General features: G+C 58.5%; 18 protein-coding genes. 12 read left to right on the forward strand and 6 right to left on the reverse strand.

Translation table 11 applies throughout. From position 1 onward, the window contains the following. Positions 1–69 precede the first annotated feature (69 nt). The gene (locus ACYU7Z_RS07335; protein WP_460568894.1) at positions 70–1,203 is read right to left on the reverse strand and encodes an App1 family protein; all 1,134 of its coding nucleotides are present in this window, start codon (positions 1,201–1,203) and stop codon (positions 70–72) included. Between the two features lie 11 nt (positions 1,204–1,214). Here ACYU7Z_RS07335 and ACYU7Z_RS07340 point away from each other — a divergent pair, with 11 nt between their 5' ends. From ACYU7Z_RS07340 to ACYU7Z_RS07380, 9 genes are all read left to right on the forward strand, one after another. After that, a complete protein-coding gene (locus ACYU7Z_RS07340) occupies positions 1,215–2,117 on the forward strand; it encodes a diacylglycerol/lipid kinase family protein (RefSeq protein WP_460568896.1) in 903 nt (300 codons plus the stop codon). A 159-nt stretch (positions 2,118–2,276) separates the two neighbouring features. Further along, complete coding sequence (locus ACYU7Z_RS07345) at positions 2,277–2,465, forward strand: CsbD family protein (protein ID WP_460568898.1); 189 nt, start codon at positions 2,277–2,279, stop codon at positions 2,463–2,465. A 133-nt stretch (positions 2,466–2,598) separates the two neighbouring features. Then, entirely contained in the window at positions 2,599–3,120 is a 522-nt protein-coding gene (locus ACYU7Z_RS07350) for a DinB family protein (RefSeq protein WP_460568900.1), read from the forward strand. Positions 3,121–3,633: 513 nt separating this feature from the next. Then, positions 3,634–3,978, forward strand: coding sequence for a four-helix bundle copper-binding protein (locus tag ACYU7Z_RS07355; RefSeq protein WP_460568902.1), 345 nt, complete (start codon positions 3,634–3,636; stop codon positions 3,976–3,978). A 91-nt stretch (positions 3,979–4,069) separates the two neighbouring features. Then, positions 4,070–4,639, forward strand: a complete 570-nt coding sequence (locus ACYU7Z_RS07360) for a DinB family protein (RefSeq protein WP_460568904.1) — start codon at positions 4,070–4,072, stop codon at positions 4,637–4,639. Between the two features lie 156 nt (positions 4,640–4,795). After that, on the forward strand, positions 4,796–5,746 hold the full coding sequence (locus ACYU7Z_RS07365) for a hypothetical protein (RefSeq protein ID WP_460568906.1): 951 nt from the start codon (positions 4,796–4,798) through the stop codon (positions 5,744–5,746). A gap of 128 nt (positions 5,747–5,874) precedes the next feature. Next, positions 5,875–7,764: an ABC-F family ATP-binding cassette domain-containing protein gene (locus ACYU7Z_RS07370; RefSeq protein WP_460568908.1), complete on the forward strand. Its 1,890-nt coding sequence runs from the start codon at positions 5,875–5,877 to the stop codon at positions 7,762–7,764. A 145-nt stretch (positions 7,765–7,909) separates the two neighbouring features. Then, on the forward strand, positions 7,910–8,542 hold the full coding sequence (locus ACYU7Z_RS07375) for an MgtC/SapB family protein (RefSeq protein ID WP_460568910.1): 633 nt from the start codon (positions 7,910–7,912) through the stop codon (positions 8,540–8,542). A gap of 55 nt (positions 8,543–8,597) precedes the next feature. Beyond that, a complete protein-coding gene (locus tag ACYU7Z_RS07380) occupies positions 8,598–11,015 on the forward strand; it encodes a TonB-dependent receptor (protein WP_460568912.1) in 2,418 nt (805 codons plus the stop codon). Between the two features lie 48 nt (positions 11,016–11,063). Here the strand turns inward: ACYU7Z_RS07380 and ACYU7Z_RS07385 are convergent, their stop codons facing one another. The 4 genes from ACYU7Z_RS07385 to ACYU7Z_RS07400 form a co-directional block, all read right to left on the reverse strand. Beyond that, on the reverse strand, positions 11,064–12,071 hold the full coding sequence (locus ACYU7Z_RS07385; protein ID WP_460568914.1) for a glycosyltransferase family 9 protein: 1,008 nt from the start codon (positions 12,069–12,071) through the stop codon (positions 11,064–11,066). A gap of 139 nt (positions 12,072–12,210) precedes the next feature. Next, entirely contained in the window at positions 12,211–13,455 is a 1,245-nt protein-coding gene (locus tag ACYU7Z_RS07390; RefSeq protein ID WP_460568916.1) for an MFS transporter, read from the reverse strand. Continuing rightward, positions 13,455–14,132, reverse strand: a complete 678-nt coding sequence (locus ACYU7Z_RS07395) for a DedA family protein (protein ID WP_460568918.1) — start codon at positions 14,130–14,132, stop codon at positions 13,455–13,457. Before ACYU7Z_RS07395 ends, ACYU7Z_RS07390 begins: the two co-directional genes overlap by 1 nt. 126 nt (positions 14,133–14,258) lie before the next feature. Continuing rightward, a complete protein-coding gene (locus tag ACYU7Z_RS07400; RefSeq protein WP_460568920.1) occupies positions 14,259–15,497 on the reverse strand; it encodes a dicarboxylate/amino acid:cation symporter in 1,239 nt (412 codons plus the stop codon). A gap of 177 nt (positions 15,498–15,674) precedes the next feature. On the opposite strand from ACYU7Z_RS07400, the gene ACYU7Z_RS07405 reads away from it, so the two are divergent. The 3 genes from ACYU7Z_RS07405 to ACYU7Z_RS07415 all read left to right on the forward strand — a co-directional run bounded on the left by ACYU7Z_RS07405 (position 15,675) and on the right by ACYU7Z_RS07415 (position 18,776). Then, positions 15,675–17,336: an amino acid permease gene (locus ACYU7Z_RS07405; protein ID WP_460568922.1), complete on the forward strand. Its 1,662-nt coding sequence runs from the start codon at positions 15,675–15,677 to the stop codon at positions 17,334–17,336. A 193-nt stretch (positions 17,337–17,529) separates the two neighbouring features. Next, complete coding sequence (locus tag ACYU7Z_RS07410) at positions 17,530–18,252, forward strand: YebC/PmpR family DNA-binding transcriptional regulator (RefSeq protein ID WP_460568924.1); 723 nt, start codon at positions 17,530–17,532, stop codon at positions 18,250–18,252. A 125-nt stretch (positions 18,253–18,377) separates the two neighbouring features. Then, a complete protein-coding gene (locus ACYU7Z_RS07415) occupies positions 18,378–18,776 on the forward strand; it encodes a thiol-disulfide oxidoreductase DCC family protein (protein WP_460568926.1) in 399 nt (132 codons plus the stop codon). 102 nt (positions 18,777–18,878) lie between these two features. On the opposite strand, the gene ACYU7Z_RS07420 is transcribed toward ACYU7Z_RS07415, so the two are convergent. After that, positions 18,879–19,685 (reverse strand): PhzF family phenazine biosynthesis protein, encoded by an 807-nt coding sequence (locus ACYU7Z_RS07420; protein ID WP_460568928.1) that lies wholly within the window; start codon positions 19,683–19,685, stop codon positions 18,879–18,881. Between the last annotated feature and the right edge of the window lie 149 nt (positions 19,686–19,834).

The following is a 19,834-nucleotide window of genomic DNA, read 5'->3' on the forward strand; positions in this document are numbered from 1 at the left end:
ACTGGGGGAATTTTTTAATCTGCCGATAGGGGCAAAAACATCGTGCCACAAGTCGCACGGGGAGCGGAACTAATCCGTTTTCTTTTCGCTGCCGGACCGCAGTTCGGGCAGGCTGGCCGCATCATCTTCCTCCCCGTCATCACGACCAAGCTCAACCGAGGAAATCGCTTCCTGCGCGATCAGGCCGACCTTGATGGAGTGAAGGATGGCGTCGGCGCTGTGCTTGAAGAAACAGCAGGGAACACCGTGTCCCTCGATGCTCGTGAGAACGGTCGCTACCTTGTCGTAATTCGCGGCATGGACGTCGCGGATGTATACCGCGTGGATGCGCCCCGGAAAGTGCTTCACGATCGACTCGTAGATATACGGGTCGTGCTGCGAGGAGTCGCCGAGGAGCACGAAGCGCTGCTTCGGGAAACCCTCGATGATACGCACGATCCGCGCGAACTTTCCCTGGTGGTTGTTCTGCCCCGTCTTCAGCAGCTCGCGCGCCTGCTTGAGCACGTTCAGGAGGAACACGCCGCCCGGCATTCCCTGCACCCGCGTGAATTCAACGAGGTAATCATACAGGTTCCACTCCGAGCTCGACACGTAAAAGAACGGATTGGGCGCGTCGGGCGAGGTGTTGCCCAGCGAGAGGAGCCGGTAGTGGCGCACGACGCCTTCGAAAGGCTGGCGGCTGCGGGCGTTCTGCGTAAACAGCACAAAGAGGCGCTTCCGCATATTCGCCGAGTGCGATATCAGGAAGGTATCGTCCACATCCGAGATAAAGCCGTACTGGGTGGGGTAGGGAATATACAGCGACCCTTTCCCGGTGGCGAGCACCTTGTGGTCATCGTCGATGAGCTCGACGCTGATCTCGTTCCAGCCCTGCTCCAGCGGCGGCTGGTCTTTCCATTCGAATTTGAAGAAGCCGGCGTTATCGGCCTGGGCGTAAATCACCTGCCCGCCCCAGTGCGTACGTACGCGGGCGCAGGGCCAGGGCTTCACGAGGAACAGCCGCAGCAGCGCCCAGCTATTGTGGATGAACCGCTGCCGGTAGCGCCGCCTCGGGAGCGCGCTCTGCCGGAATACATGCCCGTAGATCACGAGTTGCTCTGCGTGCCCGTACCCATGGTACACTTTTATTACGGTATGCCGCGTAAGGCCCAGCCTGTGGAAGGCCCAGTTCTTCAGCCGGTGGTAAAGCCCCAATAATGCCATACATCCCATCTATGCAGAAAGAAGGCCAACTCCGTATCCTGTTTATCATTAACCCCGTGTCGGGGGGCAAAGCCAAGACCAACTGGGAAGAACAGATCCGCAGCACCATCAAAGACTCGGTGCACGAGATGGAATTCTTCCTGCTGACGGGCGAAGAAGACGAGAGCTCCGTGCGTAACCATATTGAGCGGGTGAAGCCTGACCGGGTGGTGGCGGTGGGCGGCGACGGCACCGTGAAGCTGCTGGCAGGTCTTCTTCGCGGCCGCAACATCCCGCTGGGGATCCTGCCCGCCGGCTCGGCGAACGGCATGGCCCGCGAGCTCGAGATCCCGCTCGACGCCGAAGGCGCGCTCCGCGTGGTGCTCGAAGGAACACCCCGCGCCATCGACCTGCTCCTCGTTAACGACGACGACACGTGCATCCACCTCTCCGACCTGGGGCTCAACGCCATGCTGGTCAAATATTTCGAAGGCTCCGAGAAGCGGGGGATGTGGGGCTACGGCCGTGCTGTGCTCCGCGTGCTGTGGCAAAAACAGAAGATGCACGCGACGATCCAGACCGAAAAAGATACCGTGCGGCGCGGGGCGTATATGATTGTGCTGGCCAATGCGCGCAAGTACGGCACCGGCGCCAACATCAACCCGGAGGGCGATCTGTCGGACGGCTATTTTGAAGTGGTCATCGTACGCAAGCTCAACCTCGTGGAGATCCTGAAGGCGCTGTTTACCAACCGGTCGTTCCGCCCCGAAAAGATCGAGGTGCTCCATGCAAAGGCAGCGACCATCGAAACCCGCAAGAGTGCCTACTTCCAGGTGGACGGCGAATACCGCGGAAAGACCCGGCGCGTTACGGCGCAGGTATTGCCCGGTGCCATCCAGGTGCTCGTGCCAAAGCCGGTCGCTCCCACTAAATAGTCCGACGGAGAAAGTGCCTCCGGGTTTGTCGTTGCCCCGCCTTGTGCTGGCTTACAGCGGCGCTTGCGCCGGGCAGCTGCCGACCCGTTTTTCGTAAAAGAAGCGGCCGCCGGATAGCGTATTGGCACAATTCTTTTCACTATCCGGAAAACGACTACCATGGACAGACTAGAACTCAAAGGCAAATGGAATGAGTTGAAGGGCAAAGTCAAGCAGGAACGTGGTGACCTCACCGATGACGACCTCGACTACCAGGAGGGCAAGGAAGATGAGCTCTACGGTCGCCTGCAACAGAAGCTTGGCAAGACCCGCGACGAGGTCATCAGCTGGCTCCGTGGCCTTGGCTGATACACCCCGGCGACTTGTATTTGTTTACCGCCCGCGCCCTGCGCGGGCGTTTCTGTACCGGTAGGCCCGCCCATGGATTGTACCGGTCGATCGAGGAAGCAAGCCAGTAGCTTCGTGGCAAACACATCCTGCCATGAACTTTTCCACCGACCGATCGATCGAATTGCTGGAGCGCACGCCTGCCGTGTTGCGCAGCCTGCTCCGGCAACTTTCCGAAAACTGGACGAGCGTCAACGAAGGACCCGACACCTGGAGCGCCTTCGATGTTGTGGGCCATCTCGTGCACCTCGAGCGAACCGGCTGGATACAACGTGCGCAAATCATCCTGTCGGATGGCCCCGACAAAAACTTTCCCTCGATCGATCGCTTCGCGCAGTTTGAAGAGAGTAAGGGCAAATCGATGGAGCAGCTGCTCGACGAATTTGACGCACTGCGCTCGGCCAACCTCGAAGCGTTGCGACAACTGCCTGCCGACGATGCCGGCTTGCAACGAACCGGCATTCACCCGCAATTCGGCAACGTGACCCTGGCGCAATTACTCGCAACATGGACCGTGCACGACCTCGATCATTTGAGCCAGATACTGCGTGTGCTTGCGAAGCAATACAGCGATGCCGTGGGTCCGTGGAAGGAATACCTGCGCATACTCCGTTGACCGATGGCTGTGCGCGATGACGACGCTTCACCCGTTCAAGAAAGCGCTGTATAAACCGGAAAGAAAGCAGTAGATATACCTGTCTGCCCGTGTAGTACAAAAGCTACAGAACCCTTGCCCCGCCTGCGTTTGCGCGTACGCACACTTGTTAGTTTTTCGCTGCAAGCAACAAGAATGCCCCGGCCAAAACAGCGCCCGTAGGTGGAACTCCTGCCACAAAACGGAAGGCATGTAACAGCGCCCGCAGATCCATTCAGAAGCGATCGCGAAAACTAGCGGGCTGTGAATCATCCTGTTAGTGTGCCAGTACCCGTTCCTGGTCCTTTCGCTAGTCATATTGATTTTAGAGGGAATGGTTTTTTTGTGTTCCTGTATACCAGCAGGCACGGTTCACTGCACCGTGCTTTACCGAAACAACTTACATACACCTTCAGACCAACAAAGAGTAGACTACTGCAAAGCCGTCCCCCGGCTACAGCATACTTCTTTTAGTAAACCATAAACCGTTCAATCATGGAACACAATTCCCGTAAGTACCAGTACTGCATCGAAGCTTGTCTCCGCACCGCCACGCTCTGCCAGCAATGCGCCAGTGCCTGCACGAAAGATCAGAACATTGCGCAGATGGCCCGCTGCATCCAGCTCACGATGGAGTGCGCTGCCCTTTGCACGGCTACTGCCCAAATGCTTTGTATGAACAGCAGCATGGCCCTGGAGCTGTGCAACCTGTGCAGCGAGCTCTGCGAGCAGTGTTGTGCCGAATGCGCTTCGTGCAACTCGGATTATTGCCGCGCCTGTGCAGAAGCCTGCAAGCGCTGCGCCGAAGAGTGCCGTCAGCTGGCCGCTGTGGCTGCCTGAACCATTCGATGTTCGAAACAACATGCAGGCCCCGTGCCTGCATGTTGTATTGATTGCCACCGATCTTTATCCCACCGAAAAAAGATTCGCCATGCCTTCCTCTTACCTCGAAAGCGTTACGAAGCAATTTGAATACTACAAGCTGCTCGGCGAAAAAACCTTCGCCCAACTGCGCGATGAAGACCTGTTCTGGCGCCCCAACGAAGAAAGCAATTCGATCGCCGCGATCGTCAAGCACCTGTGGGGCAACATGCTGAGCCGCTGGACCGACTTCCTGGATTCGGACGGCGAAAAGGAATGGCGCGACCGCGAGGGCGAGTTTGCCAGCGAGCCCACCGATGCCGCCGACCTGCGCGCCAGGTGGGACGCGGGCTGGAGCCTGCTGCTCCAAACGCTCCGCTCACTTACCGATGAAGACCTCGACCGCATTGTATACATCCGCAACCAGGGCCACACGGTGCTCGAAGCCATCAACCGGCAGCTGGCGCATTACCCCTACCATGTCGGGCAGATCGTATATATCGGGAAGATGCGCGCGCAGCACTGGAGCTCGCTATCGATACCACGCGGCGCCTCGCAGGCCTACAATGCCGACAAGTTCGCGCAGCCCAAAGAGCGCGCCCACTTTACCGACGAAGTGCTGGGCAAGCAGAAAAAATAATGGATAGGTTCATGAGGCAAGGCCGGTCGAAAGGACCGGCTTTGCTATTCTATCCATACAGGAAAATCGACGATTCATGCGCAACGGGATCGGTGTTGCCGGCCGGATAGCGAACCTTCGCTGCCGCAACTGCAACGAAACCGAAAAACACCGATCATGAAAAAAGTCCTGCGCTACCTGCTCTACACGCTGGTTGTAGTGGTAGCCCTTGTGAGCCTTGCCGCCGCCTTTATCGCGGTTCGCGGCATCCCGACCGAAAAAGCCCGGCACATCGACCTCAAAGTGGAAGCAACACCCGCGCGGCTTGCGCGTGGCGAGAAGCTGGCCTCGCTGCTTTGCAAGTCCTGCCACCTCGACCCGAATACCCACAAGTTCACCGGCCGCCGCCTCGACGACGTGCCGCAGTTCGGCACGATCTACTCGGCCAACATCACCCAGCACGAAGAGGCAGGCATCGGCAAGTGGAGCGATGGCGACCTCGCCTACCTGCTCCGCACCGGCGTCAAGCCGGATGGCACGCACCTCCCGCTGATGGTGAAGCTCAAAGAAAGCTCCGACGAAGACCTGTATTCCATCATCGCGTTCCTGCGCTCCGGCCACACCTGGGTGCAGGCCGACAACACGCGGCAACCGAAATCGCAATACTCGTTTCTTACGAAGTTTCTCAGCAACGCGGGCATCCTGATGAAGCCCCTGCCCTACCCGACGGCGCCGATCCCCGGCCCCGATACCAGCAACAAGCCCGCCTGGGGCCGCTATATCGCGCTGCAGCTCGATTGCTGGATGTGCCACTCGAAGGACTTCCTGAAGCTCGATGCCGACCATCCCGAAAAATCGGTTGGCTACTTCGGTGGCGGCAACAAGCTGCAGACAGCCGACGGCAAGGATATCTTCAGCCGCAACCTCACCATGGACACCGAAACGGGCATCGGCAACTGGAGCGACAGCGATTTTATCCAGGCCGTGAAGTTCGGGCAGACACCCAACGGCGGGCCCGGTCTCCGCGACCCGATGCCCAAGTTCTCCAACCTGTCCGACGCCGAGGCCAGGGCGATCTGGGAATACCTGAAGACGCTCCCGAAGATCAGCAACCGCGTCGAGCGTTGAGGCAGCGGAAGCCCCGGGCTTTCTTTGGATGATCAGGATGTGCGCCGATCGCTACCCGGGTGCGATCGGCACGAATCGGCATCCATCTGCGTTCTCGCTCCCCCGCCTGTGCGGCGTATCTTTGCGCCATGCATTATGTGACGGCGCAGGCTTTGGCGAAATCTTACGGTGTAAAGCCGCTTTTTGAAAACCTTACTTTCCATATTTCCGAGGGCGACAAGATCGCGCTCGTGGCCCGCAACGGATCGGGCAAGTCGACCCTGCTGAAAATCGTCGGCGGACAGGATGTGCCCGACTCCGGCACCGTGTGGATCAACAAGGACGTGGACGTCGCCTTCTTCGAGCAGGAGCCGCGTCTTATCGAGGGCGCCAACATCCTCGATAACATCTTTTACCACGACAACCCGGTGCTCAACTGCATCAAAGCTTATGAAGATGCGCTCGATGCCCGCGACGAAGCCCGCAGCAACGAGCTGCTGTCGCAGATGGACGAGCTCGGCGCCTGGGACTTCGAGGCCAAGGTGAAGCAGATCCTCGGCAAGCTCAACATACACAACCTGCAGCAGCCTGTGGGCACCCTCAGCGGCGGCCAGAAGAAGCGTGTCGCCCTTGCCCGCACCCTCATCGATATCGGCTTTGAGCATAAGCACGTGCTGCTGATCATGGACGAGCCCACCAACCACCTCGACGTGGAAATGGTGGAATGGCTCGAGCACTACCTCAACAAGGAGAACACAACCCTCCTCATGGTCACCCACGACCGTTACTTTTTGGACTCTGTGTGTGAGGAAGTGTGGGAGCTCGACAACGGCGTGCTGCACATTCACAAGGGCGACTACGCCAACTTCCTCGAAAAGAAGGCAGCACGCGAAGAAAGCGAGGCGGCCTCGGTGGAGAAAGCCCGCAACCAGTACCGCAAGGAGCTGGAGTGGATGCGCAAGCAGCCGAAAGCACGTTCCAGCAAAAGCAAAAGCCGCCAGGACAATTTTTACGAAGTGGAAAAGCGCGCGAAGCAAAAGATCCAGGAGCAGCAGCTCGAGCTGCAGGCCAAGATGAGCCGTCTCGGCGGCAAGGTGGCCGAGCTCAAGAAAGTCTACAAAAGCTACGGCGAGCGTGTTATCCTCAAAGGGTTCGACTATACTTTCAAGAAGGGCGAGCGCGTTGGTATCGTGGGAAAGAACGGCGCAGGTAAATCGACCTTTGTAAATATCCTGCAGGGGATCGAGCCGTCCGATTCGGGCAAGGTAAATATCGGCGACACCGTGGTGTTCGGCAATTACTCGCAAACCGGTCTCGAGATCAAGAGCGACCTGCGGGTGATCGAGTTCGTGAAGGGCATTGCCGAAAACTTCCCGCTGGCCAACGGGCGATCGCTCAGCGCGGCGCAGTTCCTCGAGCTGTTCCTGTTTACCCCCGACCAGCAATACACCTACATCAGCAAGCTGAGTGGCGGTGAAAAGCGGCGCCTGCACCTGCTTTCCATTCTTTTCCGCAATCCCAACTTCCTGGTGCTCGATGAGCCGACCAATGACCTCGACCTCCCGACGCTGTCGGTGCTGGAGAACTTCCTCCTCGAGTTCAGTGGCTGCCTGCTGATCATCTCCCATGACCGTTATTTCATGGACCGCCTCGTGGATCACTTGTTTGTCTTCGAAGGCGATGGCGTTATCCGCGACTTCCCCGGCAACTTCTCCCAATACCGCGAGCAGCAAAAGCTGGAGCAGGAAGCGGAGGCAGAGGCTCGCAAGGAAGAGCGCGCCGTTTCCGCCGCTGCCCCGTCGGCCTCGACGGCCGCGGTGGAGAAGAAACGCAAGCTTTCGTTCAAGGAGCAGCGCGAATTCCAGCTGCTGGAGCAGGAGCTGGCAGCGCTCGATAAGGAACGCACCGGCCTGACGGAGCAGATGGCAGCGGGCCTCGCCTACGAAGAGCTCCAGAAGGCGGCCGACCGCATCGCCGCCATCAACGCGGCGATCGATGAGAAGGAAATGCGCTGGCTTGAGCTGAGCGAGCTGGCTTGAGAGAAAGAACGCAGATCCACCTGCGGTGGATACGCAGATTATAAGATAGGTTATGATTTGCTGACGCAAACACGCTACCAGTTCTAATCATAAAAATCATAATAGATCTGCGTTCTTTCTCCCTGTCCGTAGGGTAATTTTATCGATGCTCTCCTGGCAACAACTCCTCGGACAACTCCTGATGGTCATCGTAGTCGGTGGCCTCATTGGCGCGGAGCGGGAGTTTCGCAGCAAGTCGGCAGGCTTCCGCACGATGATCCTCATCTGCCTGGGCTCCTGGATCTTTACCACCGTGTCGATGAGCATCGGTCACAGCTCCAACGACCGCATCGCTTCCAACATTGTTACCGGCATCGGCTTCCTGGGTGCCGGGGTTATTTACAAATCCGACAACCGCATCAACGGCATCACCACCGCTACGACCATCTGGGCAACGGCGGCCCTCGGCATGGCCATCGCCGACAAGGCCTACTTACTCGTCGCCTGCAGCACGGTGCTCGTGTTGCTGGTGTTATGGCTGCTTACCCGCCTGGAAGTATGGATGGACCGCGTCAACCAATCGCACACCTACCGCATCGTGTCGGAGTACCGCGACGACCTGCTGAACGAATACGAGGGACTCTTCGACGAATGCCACCTTAGTTACAAACGACTCAGGCGCACCAAGAGCGGCAACAGCATCGTAGGCACCTGGTACGTACAGGGCGCGGAAAAGAACCACAGCCAGATGACGAAGCTGCTGATGCATCATCCGCTGGTAAAAGAATTCGAGTTCTGACCGAACCATGTGGCGGAAGCGTTGTTGATCGGGTAGCCTCCTCTAACAGCCAACCATGAAACAGCGCATTCTCTTCATTCTCTCTCTTTTTCCCTTACTGGCCTTCGCGCAGAACGGACGCATCAACGGTATCGTTAGCGACCGCAGCAGCCAGCGACCGCTTGCGGGAATTACCCTGACACTCGTTCCCGGCGGTAACACGGTGAGCGATACAGCCGGCAATTTCGCGTTTATCAATATGGCACCCGGCACGTACACGGTGCAGGCCGCTGGCGTGGGTTTCGCGCCGCTTGCACTCCGCAACATCGTTCTGACCACGGGGAATGTGCAGACGCTGTCGCTTGAACTCGAACCCGTAGCGAAAGAACTCGAGAATGTAGTCGTCCAGGGCAACCGCGCGAGCGTGCGGGCTGCCACACTCGAAAGCCCCCTGAGCGTGCAGCGGCTCACTACGGAAGAAATCCGCGCCAACCCTGGTGGCAACTTCGATATCAGCCGCGTCATCCAATCGCTTCCCGGTGTTGGCGGCGGCGCCAACGGCGGCTCGTTTCGCAACGACATCATCATCCGCGGCGGTGCGCCGAGCGAGAATGTGTTTTACCTCGACGGGATTGAAGTGCCGGTGATCAACCATTTTTCCACGCAGGGCAGCGGCGGCGGCCCGCAGGGCATCCTCAACGTGAGCTTTATCGAAGATGTGAAATTGACTACATCGGCCTTCGACGCGCGCTACGACAACGCCCTGAGCTCCGTATTCCAGTTTCGCCAGAAAGCCGGCAACCGCGAGCGCCTCCAGGGCAACCTGCGCCTGAGCGGCACCGAGGCGGCCGCCACCTCCGACGGTCCACTCTCCCGGAAAACAACGTTCCTGGCTTCCGCGCGACGCTCCTACCTTCAACTGCTGTTCAAGGCGCTCGACCTTCCGATCCGTCCCAACTACTGGGACTTCCAATTCAAAACCGTAACTAGGATCGATGCGAAAACGACGCTCAGCGTGCTGGGCCTCGGGGCAATCGATGAATTCAGGTTTGCCGCGCCGCGCAAGGCCACACCGGAAAAGCTTTACGCCATTTCCTCGAATCCATCCATCAACCAATGGACCTATACGGTCGGCGCCACGCTGCGCCGCCTGACGGCCCGGGGCTATTGGAATTTGTCGCTAAGCCGAAACACGCTCGACAACCGCGCCGACGGCTATGAAGACAACCTCAACCCCAGCGCCGGAGCGCAAACGCTTTCGATCCGCAGCCGGGAAACGGAGAACAAGCTGCGCTTCGATGCCACCCGCAATTTCAGCAACTGGAAATTCAGCTGGGGCGCCGTGGCCCAATACGTGGAGTTCGGCAACCGCTTTTACCAGCTGTTTCGCCCGCTTGCCACCGACCCGCAAGGCAACAGCCAGCCGGCGCAGGTATTCAGCGGCAACAGCGCCGAAAACTTCCTGCGCTACGGAGCCTTTGTGCAGGCGGGCACACGGCTGCTCCGGCAACGCCTTGCCCTGAGCGGCGGGATCCGGGCCGACGCCAATACGCTCGGCAACAGCGAAGGCAACCCGTTGCGGCAGCTGAGCCCACGGATCAGCGCATCCTATGCGCTCAGCAGCTACTGGAACGTCAGCGCCTCCTTCGGACGCTACTTCCGCCTGCCCGGCTACCCGCAGCTCGCCTTCCGTGACGGCAGGGGGCCCAACCCCGGCGCCTATATCGCCAGCACCCATTGGGTGGGCGGCGCCGAATACCTCCCTTCGGGCAGCACACGCATTACGCTGGAGGGTTTCTGGAAGCAATACAGCCGTTACCCGGTAAGTACCACGGAGGGGATTTCACTGGCCAACAAGGGCACCGAGTTCGGCGCCATCGGTAATGAGCCCGTTACGCAAACGGGACGCGGACGGGCATACGGGATCGAACTGTTTGCCCAGCAGAAATTAAGCAAGCGTTTCTTCGGGGTCTTCAGTTACACATGGTACCGCAGTGAATTCAGTAATCGTGATGGAAACTATGCGCCCGCTTCCTGGGACAACCGCCAGCTGCTGGCCCTTACGGCAGGCTACAAGCTGAAACGCGACTGGGAGCTGGGTGTGAAGTTTCGCTACCAGGGAGCCGCGCCCTATACGCCGTACGACACCGAAGCAAGCCGGCTCAATTATATCCCGCTCGAAAAAGGAGTGCTGGATTATGCACGCATCAACAGCGAACGGCTTCCGGCCTTTCACGCCGCCGACATCCGCATCGACAAGAAATGGAATTTCAGGAAGGTCTCGCTCGACCTGTTTCTCGACATACAGAACCTGTACGCGGCGCCGGCTTCCCAGCCGCCGATCTATACGTTCCAGCGCAATGCCGCCAATACAGCCTTCGCCAGTACCGATGGACAGCCCGTGGAGCGCAACGGAAGCAATGCCATTCCGGTCCTTCTGCAGGACAACGAGGGACGGCCCCTGCCGACGCTCGGTTTCATCGTCGAGTTCTGACCAGCCACGCTGCAGGATCATGCGCGCATTTATGGAGCTGGGATTTGGCTACCGGAACAGGCGCGCTTCCGCTTTCTGTACGAGCTCGTCAATGTTGATATTCTTCATGCATTTGAAATGCCCCTGCGGGCACTTGTCGCGGCCGATCTTGGTGCAGGGCCGGCACCACAGCTTGTGCACCTGCACATCGTCGTAAGGACGGCCTTGCTGGAGCAGGTAGTTGTCGCCGTAGTAAGGAGTCATGCCGAAAGAAGGCGTAGTGCTGCCCCACACGGCAATGACCTGCTTTTTCAGTGCGGCCGCAATATGCATCAGGCCGGTATCGTGCGCGATCACAAGCTTCGATTTCTTTACGAGGTCGACGCTTTCATTGAGCTTGAATTTTCCGCAGGCGTTGTATACCTTGATGGGATGGATGGACGCGATCTCCTCACCCTCGGCCACTTCCTCGGGGCCACCCAGTAGAATTACGGGATACGGGATCTTCCGGCAAAGCTCCTGCAGCTTGTAGATGGGCAGCTTCTTGGTCTTGAACGAAGCCCCGATCACTACGGCTACAAATCCCAGCTGGTGCGAGGTAGGGATATCGGTGTAGGGCACTTCATCTTCCGGCGCCAGGAAATAGTCCATCCCCTTGCCGTCGTTCACCACGCCGAAGGGCTTTACCGTTTCGAGGTAGCGGTCGATGATGTGCACTTTCGGCATCACGTTCCACTTCAGCTTTACGAAGATGAATTTCTCTACATTGAGCTTGTTGAATGAAAACGCCGGCACCTTGAGGCTGCGCTTCAGCCGCAGCGTGCGCAGGTTGTGGTGCAGGTCGATGATATAGTCGAAGCCCTCGGCCTTCAGCTCCCCGGTCATCTTTTCCCAGTCTTCCTGCAGCACGTGGATCTTGTCGATGTAGGGATTGTTCCGGATCACCTGCCGGAACTGTGGCTTCACGAGGTAATGAACCTCGGCCCCGGGCACCTGCGTCTTAAGGCAGCGGATGACCGGCGTCGTCAGCACGATGTCGCCGATGGAGGAAAAGCGGACAATGAGGAATTTGGGCATCGCGCAAAAATAAACCAGGAGAAGGGTTTTGAAGGGTTTTGGAAGGTTTTGGAGGTTCTAAGGGTTTTGGAAAGTTTTGGGAACCTTATGATCCGATGACCCCTCACCACATTACCACATTACCCAATCACCACATTCCTCATTCTTCCACGTAGTTAAGATCCTTGTGAAAGGTTTCTTCGGTGAAGAAGGCGGCGATCACCGTAACCGTCATCACGATGATGCCCGTGACCATGCCGGCGCGGAGAAGCGTCCAGCCCCAGCTGTCCTGGAACACATCCTTGAACAGCATGTTGATGAGCGGAAGGGCGCCGCGTACCATATTGGGGATCGTGGTGGCAGCCGTGGCGCGGAGGTTCGTGCCGAACTGCTCGGCGCCCATCGTTACGAAGATGGCCCAGAAGCCCGTGCTGAAGCCCAGGAAAGCGCAGATGCCGTACATCCGCGTGTCGTTGTGGTTCCAGGGACTGAAGAACAGCACACCGCCCACGATGCACAGCGCGTAGAAAAGAAAAAGCGCCTTTTTCCGGCTGCGGAAGGCCTGGCTCACGAAGCCGATGAGGATATCGCCGATGGCGATGGCTGCGTAGGCATACATAATGGCCTTGCCGCCGACGATCCCGTTATCGCCATAAAGTGCTGTAGCAAAGCGGTTACTCAGGTTTACCAGTACCCCGATCACATACCAGGTCGGCAGGCCGATGAGGATGGCCAGGATGTATTTGCGGAAGCGGCTTGCCTTGTTGAAGAAGAGGAGGAAATTGCCACGGGCCGCGCCGGTTGCCTTGACTTCATGAAACATCCCGCTCTCGGCAACGCGGATGCGGAGCAGTAGTAATACGATACCGAGCCCGCCGCCGATCTTGTAGCAAAGCCGCCAGTTCTCACCGGTAAAGTGGAAGGTGTAGTACGCCGCCACCGCGCCGAAGAGACCCACACCCGCCACGAGCGATGTGCCGATGCCGCGCTTGTTCTTCGGCAGCAGCTCGCTTACCAGCGTGATGCCGGCGCCGAGCTCGCCCGCAAGACCGATACCGGCCACGAAGCGCGCGCTGGCATATTGCCCCACCGTTTGCACGTAGCCCGTAAAGAAGTTGGCCACGGAGTAAAGCAGGATTGATCCGAAGAGTACGCTGAGACGTCCCTTTTTATCGCCCATGATGCCCCAGCCGATACCGCCGATCAGGAGTCCCAGCATCTGCCAGTTGATGATCCGCGTGGACGAGGCGATCACGGCCTTCGCGTTGTTCATATCAACGCCGATGCCGCGGAGCGAGGGTTCGCGAACGATCGTGAACAGCAGCAGGTCGTAGATATCGACAAAGTAGCCCAGGGCGGCCACGATCAGCGCGAGGCTGAAAAGCGATGTTTCTTTGCGCGGCATCATAGCGGTTTATTCGGATCCCGGTTGTCGTCCGCCTTGACGCTTTTTTTTGTGACAAACAGCTTCCAGAGCACGGGCAGCGTCGTGACCATGATGATGCCGATGGCGATCATTTCGATGTGGCGGGCAAGGCTGAAGCCAAAGCGCGACGACACCCAGGTTTCGAGGTAATAGCCGCCGAGCATCATGGTGCTCACCCAAACGATCGAGCCGAGGATGTTGTAGAACAGGAAGCTGCGGCGGTCCATTTTCACAATGCCGGCCACGATCGGCGCGAAGGTGCGGATGATGGGCAGGAACTTGGCCAGGAAAATGGTGCCCTTCCCGTTGCGGTCGTAAAACTCCTGGGCCCGCATCAGGTGCTTTTTGCGGAACAGCCAGGTTTCCTTGCGCTCGTAGATCAGCGGGCCCGTTTTGTAGCCGAACCAATAGCCGACGATGTTGCCCAGCACGGAAGCTACGATCACGAGGCAAATAATCGCGAGTACCTTTTGAAACGAGGGCGTGCCGTCGCCGATCTGCATGCAGAACTTTTCGAGCTTGATGCCGGCGGCGAAAAGAAGCGAGTCGCCGGGCAGGAAGAAGCCGACGAAGAGACCCGTTTCGGCAAAGACGACAAACAGCAGGATGAAGAGCCCGCCGTTTTCAATGATCCAGTCAATAAGATTATTCAGCATTCTAAAAAGTTCTGCGTTTTACGTTTTACGTTTTTACGTTTCGGGTTTCGGGTCATCAACCAACCTTCAGTCTTCCTTCCTTGTTCCTTGTTCCTTGTTCCTTGTTCTTTGTTCTTTGTTCTGTATTCACGCATCTGCCAGCTCTCCTTCCCACTTGCTCACCACGCTTGTGGCGATGCTGTTGCCCACCACGTTGGTCGCCGTGCGGAACATATCGCAGAAGTGGTCGATCGGCAGGATGAGCGCCACGCCTTCGGGCGGTATCTTGAACATGGCGCAGGTAGCCAGCACCACTACCAGCGAGGCACGCGGCACGCCGGCAATGCCCTTGCTGGTCAGCATCAGCACCAGCAGCATCGTAAGCTGCTCGCCCAGCGGCATGTGGATACCGTAGGCCTGCGCGATGGCCAGCGAGGCGAAGGTCATATACATCATCGAGCCATCGAGGTTGAAGGAGTAGCCAAGCGGCAGCACAAAGGCCACGATGCGGTCGCGGCAGCCAAAGCGCTCGAGCTCCTCGGTCAGTTTCGGGAAAACGGCTTCCGACGACGTAGTGCTGAACGCCACCAGCAGCGGCGACCCGATGCGGCGCAGGAGCTCCACGATGCGGCCGCGGAGAATCAGCGCGCCGGCCGACAGCAGCAGGATCCACAGCAGCAATATGCCGAGGAGGAACAGCAGGTAATAGCGCCAGTAGAAGCCTAGGATCTCGGTGCCGTTGGTGGCGATGACGCCGGCAATGGCGCCAAACACCCCGATCGGCGCGAAGCCCATGACGTAGTTGACGATCTTGAGAATGATATGCGACAGGCGCTCGAGCGCAAGAACGACCGGCTTGGCGTAGTCGCCGATGGAGGCCGCCGCGACGCCGAAGAAGATCGAGAATACCACGATCTGCAGGATCTCGTTGTTGGCCATCGCCTCGAGAAAGCTTTTGGGAACGACGTGCTCCACGAAATTCTGGAGCGAGAAGGTCTTGCCTTTCGACACCAGGTCGCTGAGACCGGCGGTATCGCCTTTGCCCAGGTTAATGTACTGGCCCGGCTGGAAATAATTCACCAGCAGCATTCCCAGGAGCAGCGAGGCGAGGGAGGCCGTGATGAACCAAAGGATCGCTTTGCCGCCCACGCGGCCGACGGCCTTGAGGTCGCCGAGCTTGGCGATGCCCACCACCAGCGTGGAGAAAACGAGCGGCGCAATGATCATCTGCACGAGGCGGATGAAAACAGTGCTCAGAAGCTTGATGTTCCTGCCGAAGTCGGAGCGGAATTCGGGTGATCCCGTTTTATATACATAAAGCCCGGTAGCGAAACCAAGCACCATCGCAAGCAAAATAAACAGGGTAAGCCGGGTTCCTTTACTCATAAACAGGCATTCGGAGCGCCGAAAATCGGTAAAAAACAGGAGGCGGCAAACAATCGACACAAATTGACCCGCGCCCCGCTTGTATAAAACCGGCCGGTGCGGTATTGGTTAATTGCTTTATTTTACGACCCGATAGAAAACGCAAAAGCAATTATGAGCATATTTATCAGAAAGCCCATGTCCGTCCTGATGAACGAGGCGGAAGAAACAGGTACACACACCCTTAAACGAACGCTCGGTGCCGGCGGCCTCATTGCACTGGGTATTGGCGCCATCATCGGCGCCGGTCTCTTTTCGATCACGGGTATGGCAGCCGCCAACCACGCCGGGCCGGCCATCACCATTTCGTTTGTTGTGGCAGCCCTCGGTTGCCTTTTCGCAGGATTGTGCTATGCTGAATTCGCATCGATGATACCGGTTGCGGGCAGCGCCTATACTTACAGCTATGCCACGATGGGCGAGTTCATCGCCTGGATCATCGGCTGGGACCTTGTGCTTGAATACGCTGTGGGCGCCGCAACGGTCGGCATCAGCTGGAGCCGCTACCTGATCAAGTTTCTGGAAGGCTTTAATATACATCTCCCCCATGCCCTCACGCTCGGCCCCTGGGATGGCGGCGTGATCAACCTCCCCGCAGTTTTCATCATCGTGCTTATGAGCCTCCTGCTGATCAAGGGAACCAAAGAGAGCGCGCTGGTGAACGGTATCATCGTCGGTCTCAAGATCGCCGTGGTGATCATCTTCATCTTCCTCGGCTGGAAATACATCAACAACGACAACCTCAATCCCTACATTCCTGAGAACACGGGCACCTTCGGCCAGTTTGGCTTCAGCGGCATTATCCGCGCGGCTGCCATCGTGTTCTTTGCCTACATCGGTTTCGACGCGGTGAGCACGGCAGCACAGGAAGCCAAGAACCCGAAGCGCGATATGCCCTGGGGCATCCTCGGCTCGCTGGCGATCTGCACGGTGCTGTATATCCTCTTCGCCCACGTCATGACCGGTGTCACCAGCTACACCACCTTCGCCGGCAAAGACGGCATTGCACCCGTAGCCGTTGCCATCGACCACATGGGAACGAAAGGCCCGGACGGTGTTATCCACGCCGACTATCCCTGGCTTAACCGCGCCATCATTGTAGCGATCCTCGCCGGTTACGCCTCCGTGATCCTCGTGATGCTGATGGGCCAGAGCCGCGTCTTCTTCAGTATGAGTAAGGACGGCCTGATCCCGAAGATCTTCTCGACCGTTAACCCCCGCACGCAGACGCCTGCGAAGAACAACCTGCTCTTCATGGCCTTTGTAAGCGCCTTCGCTGCCTTCGTTCCCGCCCGCGTTGTGGGTGAGATGACCAGCATCGGTACGCTGTTCGCCTTTATCCTGGTTTGCATCGGCATCTGGGTCATGCGCCGCAAAATGCCGGAACTGCCCCGCGCCTTTAAAACACCGCTCGTGCCGCTGGTGCCGTTGCTCGGCATCGCCACCTGCCTGTTCATGATGGTGTTTCTCCCGATGGACACCTGGATCCGTCTGCTGGTCTGGATGCTGATCGGCATGGATGTGTACCTCGCCTACGGAGCGAAGCACAGCACATTCGGCAACGGAACGACCAGCCGCCGCGGAATGCGCATTGCCCGCATCACCGGCATGGGCCTCGCGCTGCTGCTGGTAGTGGTTGGCTTCCTGCACCAATCCATTGAAGGCTTTGATGCCGACCGTACCCTGTTTTACATCTCCCTGATCTTCGCGGCTGTTCACCTCGTGGTGTTCGGCATGCGGATGGGACGCCCCGAGCCGCTCACCGACGGCGAACCGGCGAACCCGATCGAGAACAGGTAATCTTTTTACGACAGACGAGCAAAGCCGCCCCCGGGCGGCTTTTTTCATGGGCCATTAATTCGTAATTTCGCCCGCCTACGCTCACGCTTCGGCGGGCGGTGCCCGCCAACAGCGAAACGCAGGGCAGCGCCGACAGCCAGGTTGCGGCGTCAGCCAACGTCAAACTACAAACAACAAACTACAAACTCGTACTATGGGTCGCATATTTGAAGTACGCAAATCTGCCATGTTCGCCCGCTGGGACAAGATGGCCAAGAACTTTACCCGTATCGGTAAGGAGATCATCATTGCCGTGAAGGCGGGTGGCCCCGATCCCGGCACCAACGCCGCGCTTCGCCGCTGCTTCCAGAATGCCCGCAGCGTGGGCATGCCCAAGGACCGCGTGGAGGCCGCCATCAAGCGCGCACAGGGCAAGGAGCTGATCAACTATGATGAGATCCTCTACGAAGGCTACGGCCCGCACGGCGTCGCCATCCTTGTGGAAACAGCCACCGACAACCACGTGCGCACCGTTGCCAACGTGAAGTCGATCTTCAACAAGGGCGGCGGCACCCTCGGCAACTCGGGCTCCGTAGCCTTCCAGTTCAAGAAGATGGGTGTGTTCAAGCTGAAGCCCGAAGGCCTCAGCCAGGAAGACCTTGAGCTCGAGCTCATCGACTTCGGCCTCGAGGAGCTGGGTGAAGGCACCGGCGAGAACGGCGAAGACGTACTCGTGCTGCGCTGCGCCTTTGCCGACTTCGGCAACCTCCAGAAAGCCCTCGAGGAAAAAGGCATCGCGCCCCTCAGCGCCGAACTGGAGTGGATCCCCGGCACCACGGTGCAGCTCGATGAAGAGCAGGCCCAGGACGTGCTGAAGCTCGTAGACAAGCTCGAGCAGGACGAGGACGTGCAGAAGGTGTTTCATAACCTCCAATAACGATCTAGGATGTCGGATCTCTGATGTCTGACGTAAAAACGGATCGCGTTGCGATCCGTTTTTTTATTACATCCGACATCCTGCATCCGAGATCCTACATAGCGCATCCGGCTTACCTTCATCCAATGGAGCCCCCGGTGATTCTCTTCGATGGTGTGTGCAACTACTGCGACTCGGTGGTCAACTTCCTGATCCGGGCCGACGGGAAGCGCCGCCTGCGCTTCGCCGCGTTGCAGTCCGGTGCCGGCCAGGAGCTGCTTCGCCGCTACGGGCTGCCGCAGGAGCATTTTGATTCCTTTGTGTTCATCGAGAACGGGCAGGCCTGGAACCGGTCGACGGCCATGCTCCGCGTGCTCCGTTACCTGCCCTGGTGGCTGCAGCTGGGCCGGGCCGGCTGGCTTCTCCCCCGCCGCCTCCGCGATGCCTTGTACAACTGGGTCGCCCGGAACCGCTACCGCTGGTTCGGCCGCCGCGATTCGTGTATGATCCCGACATCCGATGTCCGAAGCCGCTTCCTCGGGTAGGCGCGTAGCGAGAGAACGAGCCTTCGACGTGCTCAGGCTGACCGTGCAACACGTTGTCATAGTGAGCAAAACCGAACCATGCGCTCTTTCCCTGTTGCCTGCCTACAGACTGATCTCGCCTTGCAGGAACAGCGCGCATTTACCGCTCATCAGCACCCGGTCGCCGTCCAGACGGCACCAAAGGTCGCCGCCGCGGGCCGAGAGCTGACGGCAGTGCAGCTTTGTTTCGCCCAGCTTCTGCGCCCAGTAGGGCACGATATTGCAATGAGCCGAGCCCGTTACGGGATCTTCGGGGATGCCCGCTCCGGGATAAAAACAGCGCGATACTACATCTGCGGACCGGCCCTTCGCGGTGACAATGACACCAATGGTATCGAGCTCCTTCATCAGTGTATAATCGGGTTCCACCGCCAGCACCGCATCCTCGTCGGGCAGCACCACGAAGTAGTCGCGCGAGCGCAGTACTTCTACGGACGTCGAGAGCCCGAGGCTGGGAAGCAGCTGCGGCGGGAGCTCGCATTCGACGGGCATACGGGCCGGGAAATCGAGCGTATAGAGGCCGTCGGCGGCGCTTGCTTTGAGCACACCGACCTTCTCGGTTGTAAAGTGGATATCCTGCACGTGCGGCTCGAGAAAGTTCTTGATCACATACGCCGAGGCGAGCGTTGCATGACCACAGAGATCGATCTCGTACTCCGGGGTAAACCAGCGGATATGGTACGAGCCTTCGAGTCCGGCCTGCGCGTCCTCGTTCTTGACGAAGAAGACGGTCTCGCTCAGGTTGTTCTCCAGCGCGATCTGTTGCATCAGCGCCGCATCGATCCACTCATTCAGCGGGATAACGGCAGCAGGGTTGCCTTTGAATACCGATTCGGCAAAGGCGTCGATTTGGTACACGGGAAGTTTCATGGCGTAAAAATACAAGGACGCAACCGCGCTTCTCCGGTACAATTATGCACGCGGAACGCCCGTACAGAGCGCCGAAAGGGGCACTCAGGTTGGACGGTTTTTATTTCCTGGAACATTCCAAACGTTGTTTTACACAAAAGCCCCGCCGG

Source organism: Flaviaestuariibacter terrae, assembly GCF_054777635.1.